The following is an 18423-nucleotide window of genomic DNA, read 5'->3' as shown; positions in this document are numbered from 1 at the left end:
AAGGTCGAGTCCCACCATGATGCCCCGCGGCAGGCCCGCTGCCGGGCCGGCGACTCGTCAGAGGTTGAAGTATTTCATCGCCGTGCCCATGTCCTTGTCGCCGCGGCCGGAGAGGTTGACCAGGATGGTCGCCTCGGGGCCGAGCTCGCGGCCCAGCTCCAGCGCGCCCGCGAGGGCATGGGAGGACTCGATGGCGGGGATGATGCCCTCGGTCCTGGCCAGCAGGGAGAACGCCTGCATCGCCTGGTCGTCGGTCACGCCGTGGTAGGTGGCCCTGCCGGTGTCCTTGAGCCAGGCGTGCTCCGGGCCGACGCCCGGGTAGTCGAGCCCGGCCGAGATCGAGTGGGACTCGATCGTCTGGCCCTCGTCGTCCTGCAGCACGTAGGTGCGCGAGCCGTGCAGCACGCCGACCGATCCGGCGGTGAGCGTGAGCGCGTGCTCGCCGCTGTCGAGGCCGCGCCCTGCGGCCTCGTAGCCGTGCAGCCGCACGTCCTGGTCGCCGAGGAAGGCGTGGAAGATGCCGATGGCGTTGCTGCCGCCGCCGACGGCCGCGCAGACCGCGTCGGGCAGCCGGCCGGTGAGCTCCTGGATCTGGCGGCGGGCCTCGACGCCGATGATGCGCGCGAAGTCGCGGACCATCTCGGGGAACGGGTGCGGCCCCGCGATGGTGCCGAACAGGTAGTGGGTGGAGTCGACGTTGGTGACCCAGTCGCGGAAGGCCTCGTTGATGGCGTCCTTGAGCGTCTGGGAGCCGTTGGTGACCGGCACCACCTGGGCGCCCAGCAGCTTCATCCTGGCGACGTTGAGCGCCTGGCGCTCGCAGTCGACGGCGCCCATGTAGATGACGCACTCCAGGCCGAGCAGGGCCGCGGCGGTGGCGGTGGCCACGCCGTGCTGCCCGGCGCCGGTCTCGGCGATGACCCGCTTCTTGCCCAGCCGCTTGGTGAGCAGCGCCTGGCCCAGCACGTTGTTGATCTTGTGGGCGCCGGTGTGGGTGAGGTCCTCGCGCTTGAGCACGATCCTGGCGCCGCCCGCGTGCTCGCTGAAGCGCCGCACGTCGGTCAGCGTGGTCGGCCGCCCGGCGTAGGTGCGCAGCAGGTGGTCGAACTCGCGGATGAACTCCTGGTCGTTCTTGGCCTTCTCGTAGACCGAGGCGACCTCGTCGAGCGCCGGGATCAGCGCCTCGGGCACGAACCGGCCGCCGAAGATGCCGAACTTGCCGTGCACGTCGGGGTCGTTGCCCTGCGCGCCGTTGCCCGCCAGGTCCGCGGCGGTCAGGATGGTGCCTTCGTTTGCCACTGCTATCCCTCTGCTGAGTGGTCGGGGCGCGTCGACGGGTGCGCGCCGGCGGTGACCAGCGCCTCCACGGCCTTGCGCGGATCCTTGCCCGTGACCAGGCTCTCCCCCACCAGGACGGCGTCGGCGCCGTTACGGGCGTAGGCGAGCAGGTCGTGCGGGCCGCGCACGCCCGACTCGGCGATCTTGATCACATTATCCGGGATCTTGGGCGCCAGTTTCGTGAAGACCTCGCGATCGACCTCGAGTGTCTTGAGGTTGCGCGCGTTGATCCCGATGACGCGGGCCCCGGCGGCGACCGCGCGGTCGAGCTCCTCCTCGGTGTGCACCTCGACCAGCGGGGTGAGCCCGATCGACTCGGCCCGCTCGATGAGCGAGACCAGGGCCTCCTGCTCCAGGCAGACGACCATGAGCAGCGCCAGGTCGGCGCCGTGCGCCCGCGCCTCCCAGAGCTGGTAGGAGGTGAGGATGAAGTCCTTGCGCAGGATGGGGATGTCGACCCGGGCGCGCACCGCGGCCAGGTCGTCGAGGCTGCCGCCGAACTTGCGCTGCTCGGTCAGCACGCTGATGACGTGGGCGCCGCCCGCTTCGTAGTCGGCCGCCAGGGCGGCGGGGTCGGCGATGGCGGCCAGCGCGCCCTTGGACGGGCTGGAGCGCTTGACCTCGGCGATCACCGAGACCTTGTCGCCTCCGAGGGCGGCCATCGCGTCCCTGGGCGGCCGGGCCCGCTCGGCCCGCCGCTTGAGCTCGTCCATGGACACGGCCTGCTGTCGTGCCGCGAGGTCGGCGCGCACCCCGTCGAGGATGTCGTCGAGGACACTCGGCCCTTCCGTCCGCTCACTCACGCGCTTGGGGTCCCTCCGGATCGACTGTGGGGGTGGCCGAGAGTTCGCTTGGCGTCCGCTCTCCGCCTGTCCTGCGATGGTATCGGCCCCTGCGGGGTACCTCACCCACAGGGCTCGCGTCTCGACGTGCCTAAGGGGCGAGGAACGCGCCGAAAGGCAGGTTCCGGACCACCCAGTAGACCACGACGATCGCGAGGAAGGCCCACAGCCACGCCGGATGGGCGAGCGTCGTCCTGCGCGGGCGGCCCTGCCAGGCCCGCACCACCCACCTGCCCCACCAGAACAGCAGGAACGGGACCACCGCCATCATGAGCGGGTTGAGCCCGAGCGCCGCCACGGGGTCGAGGTGCGCCAGCGCGTGGATGGACCGCAGCGTGCCGCAGCCGGGGCAGTAGAGGCCGGTCAGCGCCAGGAAGGGGCAGGTCGGGTAGTGGCCGGGCTCGTTGGGGTCGACCGCGCCGACGAGCGCGAACACCGCCCCCGTCCCGGCCGCGACCCCGAGCGGCGCGAGCAGGCCCTTGATCCTGTCCGTGCCGCGCCGCCCGGTCGTCGCGATGCTCATGCTCCCAGTATCCGCCTTGACATCCGGCGTCAGTACGACGAGGACGGCACGCTCGCCGCGAGCAGGACGAACACCACGACGTAGAAGAGGACGACGATGCCCCAGCCGATGGCGCCGAAGATGATCGAGCGCTTCCACCAGGTCTTGGCCTCCTCGCTCGCCTGCACCGCGCCCTGGTAGTCGCCGATCTGCCACTTCTGGTTGACCTGCGACGACTTGACGATCGACACGATGCCGAGGGGCAGGCAGCAGAACAGCGTGGTGAGGATGGCGGGGACGAGGTGGTTGTCCGGCGGCTGCTGGCCGCCGTAACCGCCGCCGGGGGGCTGCTGACCGTAGCCGTAGCCACCGCCGCTGGGCGGCTGCTGACCGTAACCGCCGCCGCCCGGCGGCTGCTCGCCGTAGCCGCCACCGCTCGGGGGCTGCTGACCGTAGCCGTAGCCACCGCCGCTGGGCGGCTGCTGACCGTAACCGCCGCCACTCGGCGGCTGCTGGCCGTAACCGCCACCGCTCGGGGGCTGCTGACCGTAGCCGCCGCCGGGCGGCTGCGACCCGTAGCCGCCGTCGCCCTGGTTTCCGTACGTCATGCGTTTTACCTCTCAAGTCGTGCGAGTGCGCGGCAGCCTAGCGAGAAAGCATGTCCAACGTGGACTTACGCCCACTTTGCGGACAATTCGTGATCCGACCGCAAGCACGAGGTCATCGTCCGGCCACGTACCGGTCGCTAGTAGTCGTAGGAACTCGACGCGGCGGCGCCCAGCCCGATGATGGACAGGATCATCCCGCCGAACCAGATCAGCAGCAGAACGTTGATCACGACCATGACGTACGACGTCACCAGACCCGCCACCGCCATGCCCTGGCCCTCCTCGCCCGAACGCTTGATGCGGGCGAGCGCGATGTGGCCGAGGATCACCCCGATGATGCTGGTCAGCCCGCAACTGATCATGCCGACGATGCCGAGGACGAGGGAGGCGACCGCCATGCCGTTGGTGGGGCGCGGCGGGGGCGGGGGCGCTCCGTAGGGGTTGTAGCCGTAGGCGCCGCTCGGGGGCATCTGCCCGTAGGCGTACTGCTGCTGGCCGTATCCCGCGCCGCTCTGCGGCTGCTCCCCGTAGCCGCCGCCGCTCTGCGGCTGCTGGCCGTAGCCGCCGCCGCTCTGCGGCTGCTGGCCGTAGCCGCCCTGGCCCTGCTGGCCGTAGCCCGGCTGGCCGTACTCCGGCTGGCCGTAGCCCGGCTGGCCGTGCTGCGGCTGGCCGTAGCCCCCGCCGGGCGGCTGCGACCCGTAGCCGCCGCCCTGGTCCCCGTAGCTCATCCCCTGACTCCTCGTGTCGTGGCCCGTTGCACCCGGCAGCTTATTGAGGAAACGGCGGGCGGGCGGACAGAGGTTCGAAACAGTGCTGATTTCGTCATCCCCCGCGTCAGCGGGGATCGGTCGGGTCGTCGCCCCGGTCGAGGGCGTCCCACAGGGCCTTGTCGCCGTCGGCCGGGACCGGGCCGCGCCGCTCGTAGCGGGCCGACATGCCGGCCCACCGGCCACCGCGGACGACCGCCAGCACGCCTCCCGCGGCCAGCAGCAGCGCGCCGGCGCCCGCCACGACCGGCCACAGCGTCACGAAGTGCCAGGTGAGGCCGGTCGCGCCGCGCAGGGTGTTGCGGGCGGCCAGCCAGTCGGTCACGGCGGAGCCGTCGAGCGCCGTCCAGGTGCCGGCGCCCGCTCCGGCGCCGCACAGGGCGAGCAGGCCGCCGACGACGCGGCGCCCGGCGCCCTTGGTCGCCAGCACGGCCACCACGCCGGCCAGCCCGGCCAGCGCGACGGGCGTCAGCACCGGGCCGAGGTCGCCGCCGGTCGGCGTCTCCGCGCCCGCCTGGGCGACGCTCACCCAGGTGCGGCCGGCCGCCAGCAGCACCAGCAGGCAGCCGAGGACGGTGACCGCCAGCCAGGCCCACAGCTCCCGCCCGCGCGAGGCCGCCCGCGGCCGGACGTCGTGCTCCATCGGCCCCGCCTAGCCGAGCACGCCGGCGTCGAAGCAGGTGCGGTCGCCGGTGTGGCAGGCCGCTCCCACCTGGTCGACCCGGACGAGCAGGGTGTCGCCGTCGCAGTCGAGCGCCACGGACTTGACGTGCTGGACGTGGCCGGAGGTGTCGCCCTTGACCCAGAACTCCTGGCGGCTGCGCGACCAGTAGGTGGCCCGGCCGGTGGTCAGCGTGCGGTGCAGCGCCTCGTCGTTCATCCAGGCCAGCATCAGCACTTCGCCGGTGTCGTACTGCTGGGCGATGGCGGGGACGAGGCCCTCGGGGTTGCGCTTCAGCCGGGCGGCGATCTCCGGATCCAGGGACATGCGTTCCATTCAACCAGCCCGCGGGCCCGCCCCCGCCATCGCCGTCGCTCAGGCGAGAGCCTGGGAGAGCGTGTCGTAGATGGGGAACAGCGGCGCCAGGTTGGTCCTGCGCAGCCGCCGCAGCACCTGGCCGTCGGGCGCGACGAGCGCCATCGAGCCGTCGCGCTCGCGCAGCGCGGCGAGCTGGCGCACGAGGACGCCGAGCCCCGTCGAGTCGATGAACGTCAGCCCGCTCAGGTCGACCACGAGGCGGGGGCGAGGCCCGTCCGCCGTCTCGACCACCGCCTCGCCCAGGCACGCGCGCACCCGCCTCGCGTTGTCCACGTCGACCTCGCCGGCCAGGCTCACCACCACGTGCTCGCCGTGGCGGCGCCGCGTCATCGCCAGCACGCCGGCGCTCACGTCGTTCATGACCCCTCCCCTGGGCGGTCCCCCGCCGGAAAGGTACACCGCGCAGGGCCGCGTCACAGCGGGTTTTGCAGAGAATGCGCTACGTGATGGCGAGCCGCCGGGTATTTTCGTTGCCCGGCGCGTGCTAGGAGGGACGTCCCGGGTGGGTGATGTGTAGGCAGGTGCTCCGCGTGGTCTTCGCGCGCGGGGGCATCACGCCTCTGCGCAGGACGGTCGCCGAGCACGCCGCCCGCGAGGGGCTGGCCGGGGCCCGGCTGGAGGACTTCGTGCTGGCGGTCAACGAGGTCACCACGAACGCCGTGGTGCACGGCGGCGGGCGCGGCACGCTGCGCCTCTGGTCGCACGCCGGCCGGCTGTGGTGCGAGGTCTCGGACGAAGGGCCCGGCCTGCCGCCGGGCTGGACCGCCGCCCGGCCCCCGCCCGCCGGCCTGGAGAGCGGCGGGCGGGGGCTGTGGCTGACGCGGACGCTCTGCGACCAGGTCACGATCGTGTCCGGGCCCCGGGGCACGACCGTGATGTTCGCCGCGGGGCCCGGCTGATCAGGAGCGGGCGGCCGAGACCCAGGAGGCGTGCAGGTCGGCGTACACGCCGGGCCGCGCCACGAGCTCGGCGTGCGGGCCGCGCTGCACGAGCCGGCCGGCGTCGAAGACCAGCACCTCGTCGGCGTTCTCGGCGGTCGACAGGCGGTGGGCGATCGAGACGGCGGTGCGGCCACGCGTGACGCCCTCCAGGGCGCGGGCCAGGCGCACCTCGGTGGCCGGGTCCACGGCCGAGGTGGCCTCGTCGAGCAGCAGCAGGTCGGGGTCGGCGAGGTAGGCGCGGGCCAGGGCGACGAGCTGGCGCTCGCCCGCCGACAGCGACTCGCCGCGCTGGCCGACGGGCGTGTCGAGGCCCGCGGGCAGGCCCTCGAGCCAGTCGGCGAGGCCCAGCTCGGTCAGCGCCAGCCCGATCTCCTCGCGGGTCGCCGCCGGCTTGCCGTAGCGGATGTTCTGCTCCAGCGTGCCGTCGAACAGGAAGCCGTCCTGCGGGACCATGACGATGCGCTCGCGCAGCGAGGAGAAGCGCACGTCGCGCAGGTCGTGCCCGTCCACGGTGACGCGGCCCGCGACGGGGTCCATCAGCCGGGTCAGGAGCTTGGCGAACGTGGTCTTGCCCGACCCGGTCTCCCCCACGACCGCGACCCGCGAGCGGGGCGGGATCCGCACCGAGACCTCGCGCAGCACGGGCGCGCCGCCCGGGTAGCCGAAGTACACGTCCTCGAAGGCGACGCTGATCGGGCCGCGGGGCAGCTCGACGCCCTTGGGGCCGGGGTCGGCCACGTCCGGCGGGGTGTCGATGACGCCGAGGATGCGGCGCCAGCCCGCGACCGCGTTCTGGGCCTCGTTGAGGACCTCGGTGGCGGTCTGGAGGGGCGAGACGAAGAGCGTGACGAGGAAGAGGAAGGCCACGAGCCGGCCCTGCGTGATGTCGCCCGACAGGCCGAGCCGCACGCCGAGCAGGACGATCCCGGCGATCGCGACGGCGGCCACGATCTCGGTCAGCGGGAAGACGAAGCCGACGATGGTCTGCGCCCTGGTCTGGGCGGCGCGGTTGGCGTTGACGGCCTTGTCGACGCGCTCGGCGGTGCGGCGCTCGGCGGCGTAGGCGCGGATGACGGCGGCGCCGACGACGGACTCGCTGACCGCGGCCAGCATGTCGCCGGTGCGCTCGCGCACCACCGTGTACGCCCGCGACAGCAGCCGCTGGAAGCGCGGCAGGGCGATCATCAGCGGGATGAAGCAGATCCACACCAGCAGCGTGAGCTGCCAGGAGTAGACGAGCATGAGCACGGTCGCCACGAAGAGCTGCCCCAGCGACACGATGATCATCAGCCCGCCCCACTGCATGAAGGAGCTGATCTGGTCGATGTCGTTGGTGACGCGCGAGACCAGGGCGCCGCGGCGCTCGGTGTTCTGGGTGAGCACCGAGAGGTCGTGCACGTGACGGAAGCCGCGGACGCGCAGGGTGGCCAGCGACGACTCGGTGGCCTTGTAGAGGCGGACGTTCATGACGTACGCGGCCAGCGCCGTCAGCAACACGGCGGCGGCGCACACCACCACGGCCCAGGTGATGTACGCGACGTCCGGCCGGCCCGACTTGAGCCCCTGGTCGATCGTCTGCTGGACGGCGATCGGCACGATGATCTTGCCGACCGTGGCGACGACGGCGAGGGCCAGCGTGATCCCGAGCCCCTTGCGGAACTCGGGCGTGAGCGACAGCCCCTGCCGGACGGTGGCCAGCGCCGACCGTTCGGCGTTGCCGTGGATGCCCTGGAGCGTCATGCGCTGACCTCTTCTTCCTCGCCCGCGATCGCCTTCTCGATCTCTTCCTCGATCTCCTCGCCGGTGACGCCCGCGACGTCGATCGCGGCGCGTTCGGCCTCCTCGCGCTCGTAGGCCGTCACCAGGTTGCGGTAGCCCGCGCAGCGCTCGACGAGCTCCTCGTGCGGGCCGCGGTCCACGACGCGGCCGTGGTCGAGGAAGACGACCTCGTCGGCGAGCGCGATCGTGGCCATGCGGTAGGCGACGACCACGACGGTGCTGGCCTCGGCGGCGTCCCGCAGGCCGTACAGGATCTTGGCTTCGACCTGGGGGTCCACGCTGCTGGTCGCGTCGTCGAGGACGAGCAGGCGGGGGCGGCGCACGATCGCGCGGGCCAGCGCGACGCGCTGGCGCTGGCCGCCGGACAGGGACGCGCCCCGCTCGCCGACCCTCGTGTCGAGCCCCTCGGGCAGCCGGGCCACGAAGCCGTCGGCCTGGGCCAGCCGGAGCGCGGCCCACACGTCCTCGTCGGGGGTGTCCAGGTTGAGCGCGACGTTGCCGCGTACGGTGTCGTCGAACAGGAACGTCTGCTGGGGCACCAGGGCCACCGACGAGGCGACCTCGCCGTAGGCCAGCTCGCGCAGGTCGGCGCCGTCGAGCAGGACCGCGCCCCGGCCGGGGTCGACGAGTCGGACGAGCAGCTGCACCAGGGTGGACTTGCCGGAGCCGGTGGGCCCGACCAGCGCGACGGTACGCCCGGCGGGCACCTCGAAGGCGACGTCGTGCAGCACCTCGGCGTCGCCGTAGCTGTAGGAGACGCCGCGCACCTCCAGGGCGGCGGGCCCGGCCTCCGGCGCGGCGGCCTCCCGCGTGCCGTAGTCCATGGAGCCGGTGGCGTCCAGCACGGCCTGCACCCGCTGCCAGCCGACGACGCTGCGCGGCAGCTCGGCCAGCACCCAGCCGAGCGCCCTGATCGGGAAGGCCAGCAGCGTGAACAGGTAGGCGACCTGCACCAGGTCGCCCGAGCCGATGGCGCCGCCGGACAGCCGCATCGCGCCGACGGCCAGGACCGCGAGCACGCCCAGCGTGGGCAGGGCCTCCAGCATCGGGTCGAACAGGCCGCGCACCCGCCCGACGGCGATGTTGGCGTCGCGCAGCTCGTGGGCGCGGCGCTGGAAGCGCTTGGTCTCCAGGTCCTCCCTGCCGAGGGTCTTGACGACGAGCGCGCCGTCGAAGCTCTCGTGGGCGATCTCGCTGACCTCGGCGCGCAACTGCTGGGCGCGGGTGGCCAGCGGGCTGAGCCGGCGCTGGTAGACCAGGTTGAGCACGGCGATGGCCGGGAAGATCAGGAAACCCACCAGGGCCAGCACGAGATCGGTGAACACCATCGCCACGGCCGCGGTGACCAGCATGACGATCACGCCGACGGCCATGGGCAGCGGCGCGAGCGGGGCCCAGGCGGCCTCGGCGTCGGCGCTGGCGTTCGACAGCAGTTGGCCGGTGGGGTGCCGGTGGTGCCAGGACAGCGGCAGCCGCAGGTACTGCTTGGTGACGTCCCTGCGGGACCTGGCCTGCATGCGGTACTGCATGACTCCGGCCAGGATGCGCCGCCCGGCCACGCCCAGCGCCTTGAGCAGCGCGGTGCCCAGGATGAAGCCCGCGCCGGCCCACAACGCTCCCGCGCCGACGCGGCCCTCGGCGAAGGCGGGCAGCACCACGTTCTCGGTGGCCCAGCCGAGCGCCCACGCGGAGGCGACGGTCATGCCCCCGTAGACCGCGCTGGCCAGCACGGCCAGCGCGAAGACGGCCTTCTCGGTACGGACGGCCACCCCAAGGACCCGCAGTCCCTGGCGCATGACGGCCGAGGTGACCTTGCTCGCCACCGGTTGGCCTCCCTCTGTTCAGCGGTAATGACACGCAAGTCACTACATCACCCCTGATCCTGCTGTTATTCCCGCGGGTAGGGTGGGTCAGGTGACGCATGCCCGCGACGAGCGCAACGCGCTGTGTGACCTGCTCGACCGGGTCGGCCCCGACGCGCCGACCCTGTGCACGGGCTGGACCACCTACGACCTGGCCGCCCACCTGGTGGTCCGCGAGCGCCGCCCGGACGCGATGCCCGGCATCGCGGTCAAGGCGCTGTCCGGCCACACCGCCTCCGTCATGGCCGCCATGAAGGCCAGACATCCCTATCCCGAGCTGGTCGGCATCGTCCGGCGGCCCGGCGGCGTCTACGGCCTGGCCGGCTTCCTCGACGAGGCCGTCAACACGATCGAGATGTTCGTCCACCACGAGGACGTGCGCCGCGCCCAGCCTGGCTGGGAGCCCCGCGACCTGCCCGCCGGCCTCGACCGCCTCCTGTGGCAGCGGGTCTCGGCCGGCGCCCGGATCATGCTGCGCCGCTCGCCGGTCGGCGTCGTGCTGCACCGCCTGGGCGGCGGCGTGGCCCTCGGCGGCCCGCGCAAGGGCCCCCGGGTCGAGGTCACCGGCACCGGCTCCGAGCTGCTGATGTTCTGCTTCGGCCGCCAGGAGCACGCCCGGGTCGAGCTCGCGGGCGACCCCGAGGCGGTCGCCCGGCTGCGCTCCGCGCCCCTGGGGATTTAGCCGCCGGTCGCGCAGAAGTCCCGGCGCCGTAAGGGTTCGCATGAGCATTCGAGCCCGTACCATGGCAGAGGAAAGAAGCCCCCCGGTTATGATCATGAACATCTTCGCCGTGGATGCCAGTGATCGCCCAGATCCGGGTATATACGGCTGGGAATGGACTGCAGGAGGCCCCCCATGCAGGTCAAGAAGGTGATCACCTACGTGGCTATCGCGTTCGTGGTCTTCTACCTGTTCACCCGGCCGGCCCAAGCCGCCGACGCGGTGAACGGTGTGATCAACGGAATCTTCCAAGGAGCCGATCAATTGGCCGTGTTCTTCTCGCAGGTTCTGACGTAACCCGCCGTTCTGTCTGCGCCGGGTGCTTCCCCGCGGTGCCCGATCGTGTTACGCAGGCAGGATGACAGATCGCCCCAGCGGCACCAGGACCAGCCGGCTCGACCCCCAGGCACGGCGCATTCTCGAACGGGCCGAGCTCGAGGGCATCGAGCTGATCCGCTTCCTGTACGCCGACCACGCTGGCGTGATCCGCGGCAAGGCCGCGTCCCGGTCGCGGCTGGCCGAACGCCTCGGCACGGGCATCGGGCACACGGTGGCCATGATGGCGATGAACATGCTCGACCAGCTCCAGGACGTCGAGCACCTGGGCCCGGTGGGCGAGGTCCGCATCGTCCCCGACCCGGCCACCTACGTCCCGCTGCCCCACGCCCCCGGCGCGGCCGCCATGCTGTCGGACCTCCGCCGGCCCGACGGCTCGCCCTGGGAGGCGTGCGCGCGGACGTTCCTCAAGGACGCGATCGCGGAGCTCGCCACCGAGGGTTACACGCTGGTCGCGGCGTTCGAGCCGGAGTTCACGCTCGGACGCCGGCTGCCCGACCCCGCGGGCGGCCCGGACCGGCTGGTCCCCCTCGACGACTCGCTGTGCTATGCCAACACCGGGTTCGACATCGCCCACGACTACGCCGTCAAACTCGTCCGGGCGCTGGAGACGCAGGGCCTGCGCGTCGAGCACTACCACCCGGAGCTCGGGCCCGGCCAGCAGGAGCTGTCGGTCAGGCACGCGCCCGCGCTGCGGGCCGCCGACAACCACGTGATCTTCCGCGAGACCGCGCGCGGCGTCGCCATGCGGATGCAGATGTGGGCCACGCTGGCGCCCAAGCCGCTGGCCGACCAGGCGGGCAACGGCGCCCACCTGCACCTGTCCCTGTGGGACGACAAGGTCAACCTCTTCGGCCAGGACACCGAGGTGCGCACCGCCTTCATCGGCGGGCTCATCGCCCACCTGCCCGCCCTCACCGCGCTCACCTGCGGCAGCGTCAACAGCTTCCGCCGGCTGGCGCCGCGCACGTGGGCCGGCGCGTACGCGGTGTACGGGCCGGACAACCGCGAGGCCGCCGTCCGCGTGTGCTCGGCGCTCGGCGAGAGCGGCGAACCCAACCTGGAGCTGAAGCCGTCGGACTCCTCGGCGAACCCCTACCTGTCGCTGGGCGCGGTCATCCACGCCGGCCTCGACGGCATCCGGCGCCGGCTCGACCCCGGCGACCCGGTCGGCGTCGACCCCGACACGCTGCCGGGCCGCTGTCCGCGCCTGCCGTCCTCGCTCGGCGAGGCGCTCGACGCGCTGGAGGCCGACGAGGTGCTGATGGAGGCGCTCGGGCCGCTGCGGCGCAGCGCGTACCTGGCGGTCAAACGGTCGGAGGCGGCCGCGTTCGCCGCCCACGACACCGCCTACGAGCTGTACCACCACGTACGCGCCTTCTGACGCGCACGCGGTGGCCCCTTCCCCTGCCGGTCAGCGGACCGAGTGGCCCGCCATCCGCAGGGTGTCCTTCACCTCGGAGATCTTCAGCGTGCCGAAGTGAAAGACCGACGCCGCGAGTACGGCGTCCGCGCCCGCCGCCACCGCCGGCGGGAAGTCCTCCAGCCGGCCGGCCCCGCCGCTGGCGATCACCGGCACCCGGACGGCGGCGCGCACCGCCCGCAGCATCTCCAGGTCGTAGCCGTCGAGCGTGCCGTCGCCGTCCATCGAGTTGAGCAGGATCTCGCCCACGCCCAGCTCCTCGCCGCGCGCCGCCCACTCCACGGCGTCGATGCCGGTGCCGCGCCGCCCGCCGTGCGTGGTCACCTCGAACCCGCTCGGGGTTCCGGGCGCGCGCCGGGCGTCCACCGACAGCACGACGCACTGGGCGCCGAACCGCCGCGACGCCTCGGTCAGCAGCTCCGGCCGGGAGATGGCGGCGGTGTTGAGCGACACCTTGTCGGCGCCGGCCCGCAGCAGCCGGTTGATGTCGTCGACCGAGCGCACGCCGCCGCCGACGGTCAGCGGGATGAACACCTGCTCGGCGGTCCTGCGCACCACGTCGAGCATGGTCTCCCGCTCGCCGGAGGAGGCGGTGATGTCGAGGAAGGTCAGCTCGTCGGCGCCCTCCTCGTCATAGCGCCGGGCCAGCTCGACGGGGTCGCCCGCGTCGCGCAGGTTCTCGAAGTTGACGCCCTTGACCACCCGCCCGGCGTCGACGTCGAGACAGGGAATCACTCGTACCGCTACGGTCATGCTCGCAGTGCCTCGATTTCGATCTCGACCAGCATTCTCGGGTCGACCAGTCCGGCCACCCGTACTCCTGTGCAGGCGGGCCGCACCTTGCCGAACGCCTCGCCGATGGCCCGGCCGACGATGTCGAAGTGGCGCTGCTCGACCACGTAGTAGCGGACCATGACGACGTCCTCGCGGGTGAGCCCGCCCATCAGGACGGCCTCCAGCGCGATGTCGATCGCGGTCAGCGCCTGCGCGTAGGCGTCGCCGACGTGACGGACCTCTCCCTCGACCGTGGCCGTGCACCCGGACACGATCACCCGCTCCCCGACGACCACGGCGCGGGCGTAGCCGTATCTCTCCTCCCAGATGCCTCCGGAGAAGATCCTCGGACCGGTGTTCTCCATGCCGTCGTTGCTGACGCTCATTCCGTCCCCTCCCGGCGAAGCTACACGCGTACCGCGGCCAGCGCCTTTTCCAGTGTGAACGCGTGAGCGTAGAGGGCCTTGCCCACAATCGCGCCCTCCACTCCGTCGGGAACGAGAGAAGCCAGTGCGAGCAGGTCATCGAGGCTGGAGACACCGCCGCTGGCGATGACCGGTTTGTCGGTTCGTGCGCAGATTCGCCGGTAAAGGTCAAGGTTGGGGCCCTGGAGCATGCCGTCCTTGGTGACGTCGGTGACGACGTAGCGGGGGCAGCCGTCGGCCTCCAGCCGGTCGAGCACCTCCCACAGGTCGCCGGCGTCCTGGGTCCAGCCACGGGCGGCCAGCGTCGTGCCGCGCACGTCCAGGCCCACCGCGATGCGGTCGCCGTGCTCGGCGATGATCTTGCGGCACCACTCGGGGTTCTCCAGCGCGGCCGTGCCGATGTTGACCCGGCGGCAGCCGGTGCCCAGGGCCGCGGCCAGGGAGGCGTCGTCGCGGATGCCGCCGGACAGCTCCACGTTGACGTCCAGCCGGCCGATCACCTCGGCGATCAGCTCGCGGTTGTCCCCCCGGCCGAACGCCGCGTCGAGGTCCACCAGGTGGATCCACTCGGCGCCGGCCTCCTGCCAGGCCAGCGCGGCGGCCAGCGGCTCGCCGTAGCCGGTCTCGGTGCCGGCCTCGCCCTGGCTCAGGCGGACGGCCTGGCCGGCCACGACGTCCACGGCGGGCAGCAGTACGAGCGACATTTCTTCAGGTCCTCCGGTCGAAGGCGAGAGTCACGACAACGGGTACGAGCAGCAGGGACAGGACGAGCACGGCGAAACTGACCGCCGGCGAGCCCCACAACAACCAGGCCAGCGCCTGGACCAGCAGGAACGCCGCCCCCACCACGACGTTCTGCGCGCGGTGGCGGCGGGCGATCACACCGCCCTGGCGGCGCACGCGCACCGGGCGCGGCACGAGCCGGGCGAGGAAGGCCCGGCGGCGGGCACCGCGGGCCTGGCGTTCCTCGTTGACGCGCATGGCACGGGCCCGCTCGGCCTCGCGTTCGGCCCGCCGGCGCGCCCGCTCCTTGCTCACCGCTCTCCCAGCCTGGTCATGATCGGTTCAGTCGAGGGTCTTGAGCCAGTTGCCCAGCAGGGTGGCGCCGGCGTCGCCGGACTTCTCCGGGTGGAACTGGGTGGCCATGAGCGGGCCGTTCTCCACGGCGGCGACGAACGGCACCCCGTGCTCGGCCCAGGTGACGACCGGCTCGGCGAACCCCTCGCCGGCGCGCAGCTCCCACTCGCGCACCCCGTAGGAGTGCACGAAGTAGAAGCGGGTCGCGGCGTCGAGCCCGGCGAACAGCACGCTCCCCGCGGGTGCCTTGACGGTGTTCCAGCCCATGTGGGGCAGCACGGGCGCGTCCAGCCGCTCGACCGTGCCCGGCCACTCGCCGCAGCCCTCTGTCTCCACGCCGTGCTCGACCCCGCGGGCGAACAGGATCTGCATGCCGACGCAGATGCCCAGCACCGGCCGGCCGCCGGCCAGCCGCCGCCCGACGATCTGCTCGCCGCGCACGGCCCGCAGCCCGGTCATGCACGCGGCGAACGCACCCACGCCGGGCACCACCAGCCCGTCGGCCTCGACCGCCGCGTCGAAGTCGGCGGTCACGGTCACCTCCGCGCCGGCCCTGGCGAGGGCGCGCTCGGCCGAGCGCAGGTTGCCCGAGCCGTAGTCGAGGACGACGACGTTCTTCTTCACCACCACAGCACTCCCGCCGTCACGGCCATCACCGCGCCCACGGCGCAGACGACGGCTCCGATCTTGAGCCCTTGCTTGTACAGGGAGAACACGCCGCCGACGAGGAACAGCCCGACGAAGACCAGCACGACGGCGATGGCGTTGCCCGTCACAGCACGCCCTTGGTGCTGGGCACCCCCGTCGCGCGCGGGTCGGGCTCGGACGCCTCCCGCAGCGCCCGCGCCAGCGCCTTGAACTGGGCCTCGACGATGTGGTGGGCGTTGCGCCCGTAGGGGACGTGCACGTGCAGGCAGATCGCGGCCTGGGCGACCAGGGACTCCAGGATGTGGCGGGTCATCGTGGTGTCGTAGTCGTGGCCGATCATCGGCGCCATGCCCTCGGGCTCGGTGTGCACGAGGTAGGGGCGGCCGGACAGGTCGACGGTGACCTGCGCGAGGGACTCGTCCAGGGGGCACGACGCGCTGCCGAACCGCCTGATGCCCGACTTGTCGCCCAGCGCCTCGCGGAACGCGGCGCCCAGCGCGAGCGCGGTGTCCTCGATCGTGTGGTGGGAGTCGATGTGCAGGTCGCCCTCGGTCTTCACCGTCAGGTCGAACAGCCCGTGCTTGCCGAGCTGGGCCAGCATGTGGTCGAAGAAGCCGACCCCCGTCGCGACCTCCACCCGGCCGGTGCCGTCGAGGCCGACCTCCACCAGGACCGAGGTCTCCTTCGTGACGCGCTCGACGCGGCCTACGCGGCTCACAGGACTCCTTCCAGGGCGGCGCGGAAGGCCGCCATCTCCTCGCCGGTGCCGATCGACACCCGCAGCCATTCGGGCGGGCCCACCTCACGGATGAGCACGCCCCGCTCCAGCAGCCCCTCCCAGACCGCGCGCCGGTCGGGGAAGCGGCCGAACAACACGAAGTTCGCGTCGGAGTCGGCGACCCGCAGCCCCTTGGCGCGCAGCCAGGCCACCGTGTCGTCCCGCTCCCTGCGCAGCGCGTCGACCGTGCCGAGCAGCTCCGCGCGGTGGCGCAGCGCCACCCGCGCCGCCGTCTGGGTGAGCGTCGACAGATGGTACGGCAGCCGCACCAGCAGCAACGCCTCGACCACCGCCGGATGCGCGGCCAGATAGCCGACACGGGTGCCCGCCATGGCGAACGCCTTGGACATCGTCCGGGTGACGATCAGCCGCGGGTGCTCCGGCAGCAGCGTCAGCGCCGACGGCGTGCCCTCGCGGGCGAACTCGGCGTAGGCCTCGTCCACCACGACCATGCCCGGCGCCGCCCGCAGCACGGCCTCGATGACGGGCAGCGGCTGCGCGGTGCCGGTCGGGTTGTTGGGCGAGGTCAGGAAGACGACGTCGGGGCGGTGCTCCTCGATCGCCGCCACCGCCTTGCCGGGGTCGATGGAGAAGTCGTCCTCGCGGACGGCCCTGATCCACTCGGTGCTGGTGCCGCCGGTGATGATCGGGTGCATCGAGTAGGAGGGCTCGAACCCGATCGCCGTGCGGCCGTGGCCGCCGAACGCCTGCAGAATCTGCTGGAGCACCTCGTTGGAGCCGTTGGCCGCCCACACCTGCTCGGCGCGCAGCCCGTGGCCGAGATAGCCGGCGAGGTCGGCGCGCAGGGCGAGAGCGTCGCGGTCGGGGTAGCGGTTGAGCTCGCCCGCCTGCCTGCGCACCTCCTCGGCGAGGTCGGCGACCAGCTCGGGCGGGGGCGGATAGGGGTTCTCGTTGGTGTTGAGCCGGACCGGGACGTCGATCTGGGGAGCGCCGTAGGGCGACTTGCCCCTCAGGTCGTCGCGGATGGGCAGGTCGGCGAGCGTCACGTCGCCGGGCTTCAGGTCGGGGTTCACTCGGTCGTCTCCGTGGTAGGCACACGCCAGTCGAAGCGGGCACGGACAGCGGCGCCGTGCGCGGGCAGGTCCTCGGCGTCGGCCAGGACCGTGACGTGCGCGGCGGAGCGCGCCAGCGCGTCGCGGGTGTAGTCGACGACGTGGATGCCGCGCAGGAACGACTGCACCGACAGGCCGCTGGAGTGGCAGGCGCAGCCGCCCGTGGGCAGCACGTGGTTGGAGCCGGCGAGGTAGTCGCCGAGCGAGACCGGCGCGTACGTGCCCACGAAGATCGCGCCCGCGTTGCGCACCCGCGCCGCCACGGCGGCGGCGTCGGCGGTGTGGATCTCCAGGTGCTCGGCGGCGTAGGCGTCGACGACCTTCAGGCCGTCGTCGAGGTCGCTCACCAGCACGATGCCGGACTGCCTGCCGCCCAGCGCCTCGGCGATGCGCGCCGAGTGGCGGGTGGCCGAGACCTGGCCCGGCAGCTCCTTCTCCACGGCGTCGGCCAGCTCTGGGCTGGTGGTGACGAGCACGGCGGCGGCGATCGTGTCGTGCTCGGCCTGGCTGATCAGGTCGGCGGCGACGTGCACCGGGTCGGCGGTCTCGTCGGCGAGGATCGCGATCTCGGTCGGGCCGGCCTCGGAGTCGATGCCGATGCGGCCCTTGAGCAGGCGCTTGGCGGCGGCGACGTAGATGTTGCCCGGGCCGGTGACCAGGGTGGCCGGCGCGCACTCCTCGGTGCCGTAGGCGAACATGGCCACGGCCTGGGCGCCGCCCACGTTGTAGACCTCCTCGACGCCGAGCAGGGCGCAGGCGGCGAGGATCGTGGGGTGCGGCAGCCCGCCGAACTCCTTCTGGGCCGGGCTGGTGACGGCCAGCGAGGTGACGCCCGCCTCCTGGGCGGGGACGACGTTCATGACCACGCTGGAGGGGTAGACCGCGCGGCCGCCGGGGACGTAGAGGCCCACCCGGTCGACCGGGACCCACCGCTCGGTGACCGTGCCGCCGGGCACCACCTGGGTGGTGACGTCGGCGCGCCGCTGGTCGCGGTGGACCAGCCTGGTCCGCCGGATCGACTCCTCCAGCGCCGCCCGCACCCGCGGGTCGAGCTCGGCCAGGGCGCGCTCGATCTCCTCGGCCGGGACGCGGGTGGTGGCGATCTCCACGCCGTCGAACCTGGCGGTCAGCTCCCGTACGGCCGCGACGCCGCGATGGCGCACGTCGTCGCAGATGGGCCGCACCTTCTCCAGGGCGGCCTCGACGTCGAGCTCGGCGCGGGGCAGCACGTCGCGCAGGTTCGCCGGGAGGGAACCGCGCATGTCAATACGGGAAATCACCCTCACAGTCTACGGAGTCCGGGCCCCGAATCTCGTTCTGTCCACACTGCGGGACATGAGGACGGGGAGGAGGCGGTACGGCGGTCGCGGGGCGGCATTCGCCTCTGCCGCCACGCGGCCGCCGCCGCCCCGGACCGGGCCTGCCGGGGCGTTCCGTCGTGGCCGCCACGGGGGCGCGACCACGACTCCGGGATGACGTTCGGGTGGTGC

23 protein-coding genes are annotated in these 18423 nt (G+C 72.7%); 4 read left to right on the top strand and 19 right to left on the bottom strand.

The window, feature by feature from the left end; translation table 11 throughout:
* Nucleotides 1-57: 57 nt before the first annotated feature.
* The 8 genes from trpB to Nocox_RS15675 form a co-directional block, all read right to left on the bottom strand.
* Nucleotides 58-1263, bottom strand: coding sequence for a tryptophan synthase subunit beta (trpB, locus tag Nocox_RS15710; RefSeq protein ID WP_051112590.1), 1206 nt, complete (start codon nucleotides 1261-1263; stop codon nucleotides 58-60).
* A 38-nt stretch (nucleotides 1264-1301) separates the two neighbouring features.
* On the bottom strand, nucleotides 1302-2141 hold the full coding sequence (gene trpC, locus Nocox_RS15705; protein WP_020543805.1) for an indole-3-glycerol phosphate synthase TrpC: 840 nt from the start codon (nucleotides 2139-2141) through the stop codon (nucleotides 1302-1304).
* Nucleotides 2142-2271: 130 nt separating this feature from the next.
* A complete protein-coding gene (locus Nocox_RS15700) occupies nucleotides 2272-2703 on the bottom strand; it encodes a DUF2752 domain-containing protein (protein ID WP_020543806.1) in 432 nt (143 codons plus the stop codon).
* Between the two features lie 29 nt (nucleotides 2704-2732).
* Complete coding sequence (locus tag Nocox_RS15695) at nucleotides 2733-3290, bottom strand: CD225/dispanin family protein (protein ID WP_219495627.1); 558 nt, start codon at nucleotides 3288-3290, stop codon at nucleotides 2733-2735.
* Nucleotides 3291-3427: 137 nt separating this feature from the next.
* Nucleotides 3428-4018, bottom strand: a complete 591-nt coding sequence (locus tag Nocox_RS15690) for a DUF4190 domain-containing protein (RefSeq protein WP_020543808.1) — start codon at nucleotides 4016-4018, stop codon at nucleotides 3428-3430.
* A 106-nt stretch (nucleotides 4019-4124) separates the two neighbouring features.
* On the bottom strand, nucleotides 4125-4700 hold the full coding sequence (locus Nocox_RS15685) for a Trp biosynthesis-associated membrane protein (protein WP_020543809.1): 576 nt from the start codon (nucleotides 4698-4700) through the stop codon (nucleotides 4125-4127).
* 9 nt (nucleotides 4701-4709) lie between these two features.
* Nucleotides 4710-5054, bottom strand: a complete 345-nt coding sequence (hisI, locus tag Nocox_RS15680) for a phosphoribosyl-AMP cyclohydrolase (protein ID WP_026214446.1) — start codon at nucleotides 5052-5054, stop codon at nucleotides 4710-4712.
* A gap of 39 nt (nucleotides 5055-5093) precedes the next feature.
* The gene (locus tag Nocox_RS15675; RefSeq protein WP_020543811.1) at nucleotides 5094-5456 is read right to left on the bottom strand and encodes an STAS domain-containing protein; all 363 of its coding nucleotides are present in this window, start codon (nucleotides 5454-5456) and stop codon (nucleotides 5094-5096) included.
* A gap of 170 nt (nucleotides 5457-5626) precedes the next feature.
* Between Nocox_RS15675 and Nocox_RS15670 the strand changes: the two genes are divergently transcribed.
* The gene (locus tag Nocox_RS15670; RefSeq protein WP_211212689.1) at nucleotides 5627-5995 is read left to right on the top strand and encodes an ATP-binding protein; all 369 of its coding nucleotides are present in this window, start codon (nucleotides 5627-5629) and stop codon (nucleotides 5993-5995) included.
* On the opposite strand, the gene Nocox_RS15665 is transcribed toward Nocox_RS15670, so the two are convergent.
* Nucleotides 5996-7777, bottom strand: a complete 1782-nt coding sequence (locus Nocox_RS15665) for an ABC transporter ATP-binding protein (protein WP_020543813.1) — start codon at nucleotides 7775-7777, stop codon at nucleotides 5996-5998.
* Nucleotides 7774-9612 carry an ABC transporter ATP-binding protein gene (locus Nocox_RS15660; protein WP_084685703.1) on the bottom strand — a complete coding sequence of 613 codons (1839 nt, stop codon included), beginning with the start codon at nucleotides 9610-9612 and terminating at the stop codon, nucleotides 7774-7776. The genes Nocox_RS15665 and Nocox_RS15660 overlap by 4 nt, the downstream gene beginning before the upstream one ends.
* 118 nt (nucleotides 9613-9730) lie before the next feature.
* Between Nocox_RS15660 and Nocox_RS15655 the strand changes: the two genes are divergently transcribed.
* From Nocox_RS15655 to Nocox_RS15645, 3 genes are all read left to right on the top strand, one after another.
* Complete coding sequence (locus Nocox_RS15655) at nucleotides 9731-10360, top strand: TIGR03085 family metal-binding protein (RefSeq protein ID WP_020543815.1); 630 nt, start codon at nucleotides 9731-9733, stop codon at nucleotides 10358-10360.
* Nucleotides 10361-10534: 174 nt separating this feature from the next.
* Entirely contained in the window at nucleotides 10535-10696 is a 162-nt protein-coding gene (locus Nocox_RS15650; protein WP_020543816.1) for a cytochrome c family protein, read from the top strand.
* Nucleotides 10697-10757: 61 nt separating this feature from the next.
* Nucleotides 10758-12119 (top strand): glutamine synthetase family protein, encoded by a 1362-nt coding sequence (locus tag Nocox_RS15645; RefSeq protein WP_020543817.1) that lies wholly within the window; start codon nucleotides 10758-10760, stop codon nucleotides 12117-12119.
* A gap of 30 nt (nucleotides 12120-12149) precedes the next feature.
* On the opposite strand, the gene hisF is transcribed toward Nocox_RS15645, so the two are convergent.
* From hisF to hisD, 9 genes are read right to left on the bottom strand one after another with little or no spacing between them, the layout of a single operon-like run.
* Nucleotides 12150-12911 carry an imidazole glycerol phosphate synthase subunit HisF gene (gene hisF, locus Nocox_RS15640; RefSeq protein WP_026214448.1) on the bottom strand — a complete coding sequence of 254 codons (762 nt, stop codon included), beginning with the start codon at nucleotides 12909-12911 and terminating at the stop codon, nucleotides 12150-12152.
* Nucleotides 12908-13318: a Rid family hydrolase gene (locus Nocox_RS15635; RefSeq protein WP_020543819.1), complete on the bottom strand. Its 411-nt coding sequence runs from the start codon at nucleotides 13316-13318 to the stop codon at nucleotides 12908-12910. Before Nocox_RS15635 ends, hisF begins: the two co-directional genes overlap by 4 nt.
* A gap of 20 nt (nucleotides 13319-13338) precedes the next feature.
* Nucleotides 13339-14061: a bifunctional 1-(5-phosphoribosyl)-5-((5-phosphoribosylamino)methylideneamino)imidazole-4-carboxamide isomerase/phosphoribosylanthranilate isomerase PriA gene (gene priA, locus Nocox_RS15630; protein WP_020543820.1), complete on the bottom strand. Its 723-nt coding sequence runs from the start codon at nucleotides 14059-14061 to the stop codon at nucleotides 13339-13341.
* A gap of 4 nt (nucleotides 14062-14065) precedes the next feature.
* Nucleotides 14066-14395 carry a hypothetical protein gene (locus Nocox_RS15625; protein WP_020543821.1) on the bottom strand — a complete coding sequence of 110 codons (330 nt, stop codon included), beginning with the start codon at nucleotides 14393-14395 and terminating at the stop codon, nucleotides 14066-14068.
* 27 nt (nucleotides 14396-14422) lie between these two features.
* Nucleotides 14423-15058 carry an imidazole glycerol phosphate synthase subunit HisH gene (hisH, locus tag Nocox_RS15620; RefSeq protein WP_211212694.1) on the bottom strand — a complete coding sequence of 212 codons (636 nt, stop codon included), beginning with the start codon at nucleotides 15056-15058 and terminating at the stop codon, nucleotides 14423-14425.
* The gene (locus tag Nocox_RS15615; RefSeq protein ID WP_020543823.1) at nucleotides 15055-15210 is read right to left on the bottom strand and encodes a hypothetical protein; all 156 of its coding nucleotides are present in this window, start codon (nucleotides 15208-15210) and stop codon (nucleotides 15055-15057) included. The genes hisH and Nocox_RS15615 overlap by 4 nt, the downstream gene beginning before the upstream one ends.
* Nucleotides 15207-15800 carry an imidazoleglycerol-phosphate dehydratase HisB gene (gene hisB, locus Nocox_RS15610; protein WP_020543824.1) on the bottom strand — a complete coding sequence of 198 codons (594 nt, stop codon included), beginning with the start codon at nucleotides 15798-15800 and terminating at the stop codon, nucleotides 15207-15209. Before hisB ends, Nocox_RS15615 begins: the two co-directional genes overlap by 4 nt.
* Nucleotides 15797-16894, bottom strand: a complete 1098-nt coding sequence (locus Nocox_RS15605; protein WP_020543825.1) for a histidinol-phosphate transaminase — start codon at nucleotides 16892-16894, stop codon at nucleotides 15797-15799. Before Nocox_RS15605 ends, hisB begins: the two co-directional genes overlap by 4 nt.
* Entirely contained in the window at nucleotides 16891-18213 is a 1323-nt protein-coding gene (hisD, locus tag Nocox_RS15600) for a histidinol dehydrogenase (RefSeq protein WP_026214451.1), read from the bottom strand. The genes Nocox_RS15605 and hisD overlap by 4 nt, the downstream gene beginning before the upstream one ends.
* Nucleotides 18214-18423: the final 210 nt, after the last annotated feature.

Origin of the sequence: Nonomuraea coxensis DSM 45129 (genome assembly GCF_019397265.1) — a bacterium.
GTDB classification, from domain to species: domain Bacteria; phylum Actinomycetota; class Actinomycetes; order Streptosporangiales; family Streptosporangiaceae; genus Nonomuraea; species Nonomuraea coxensis.
This window is presented reverse-complemented; position numbering and strand designations above follow the sequence as displayed.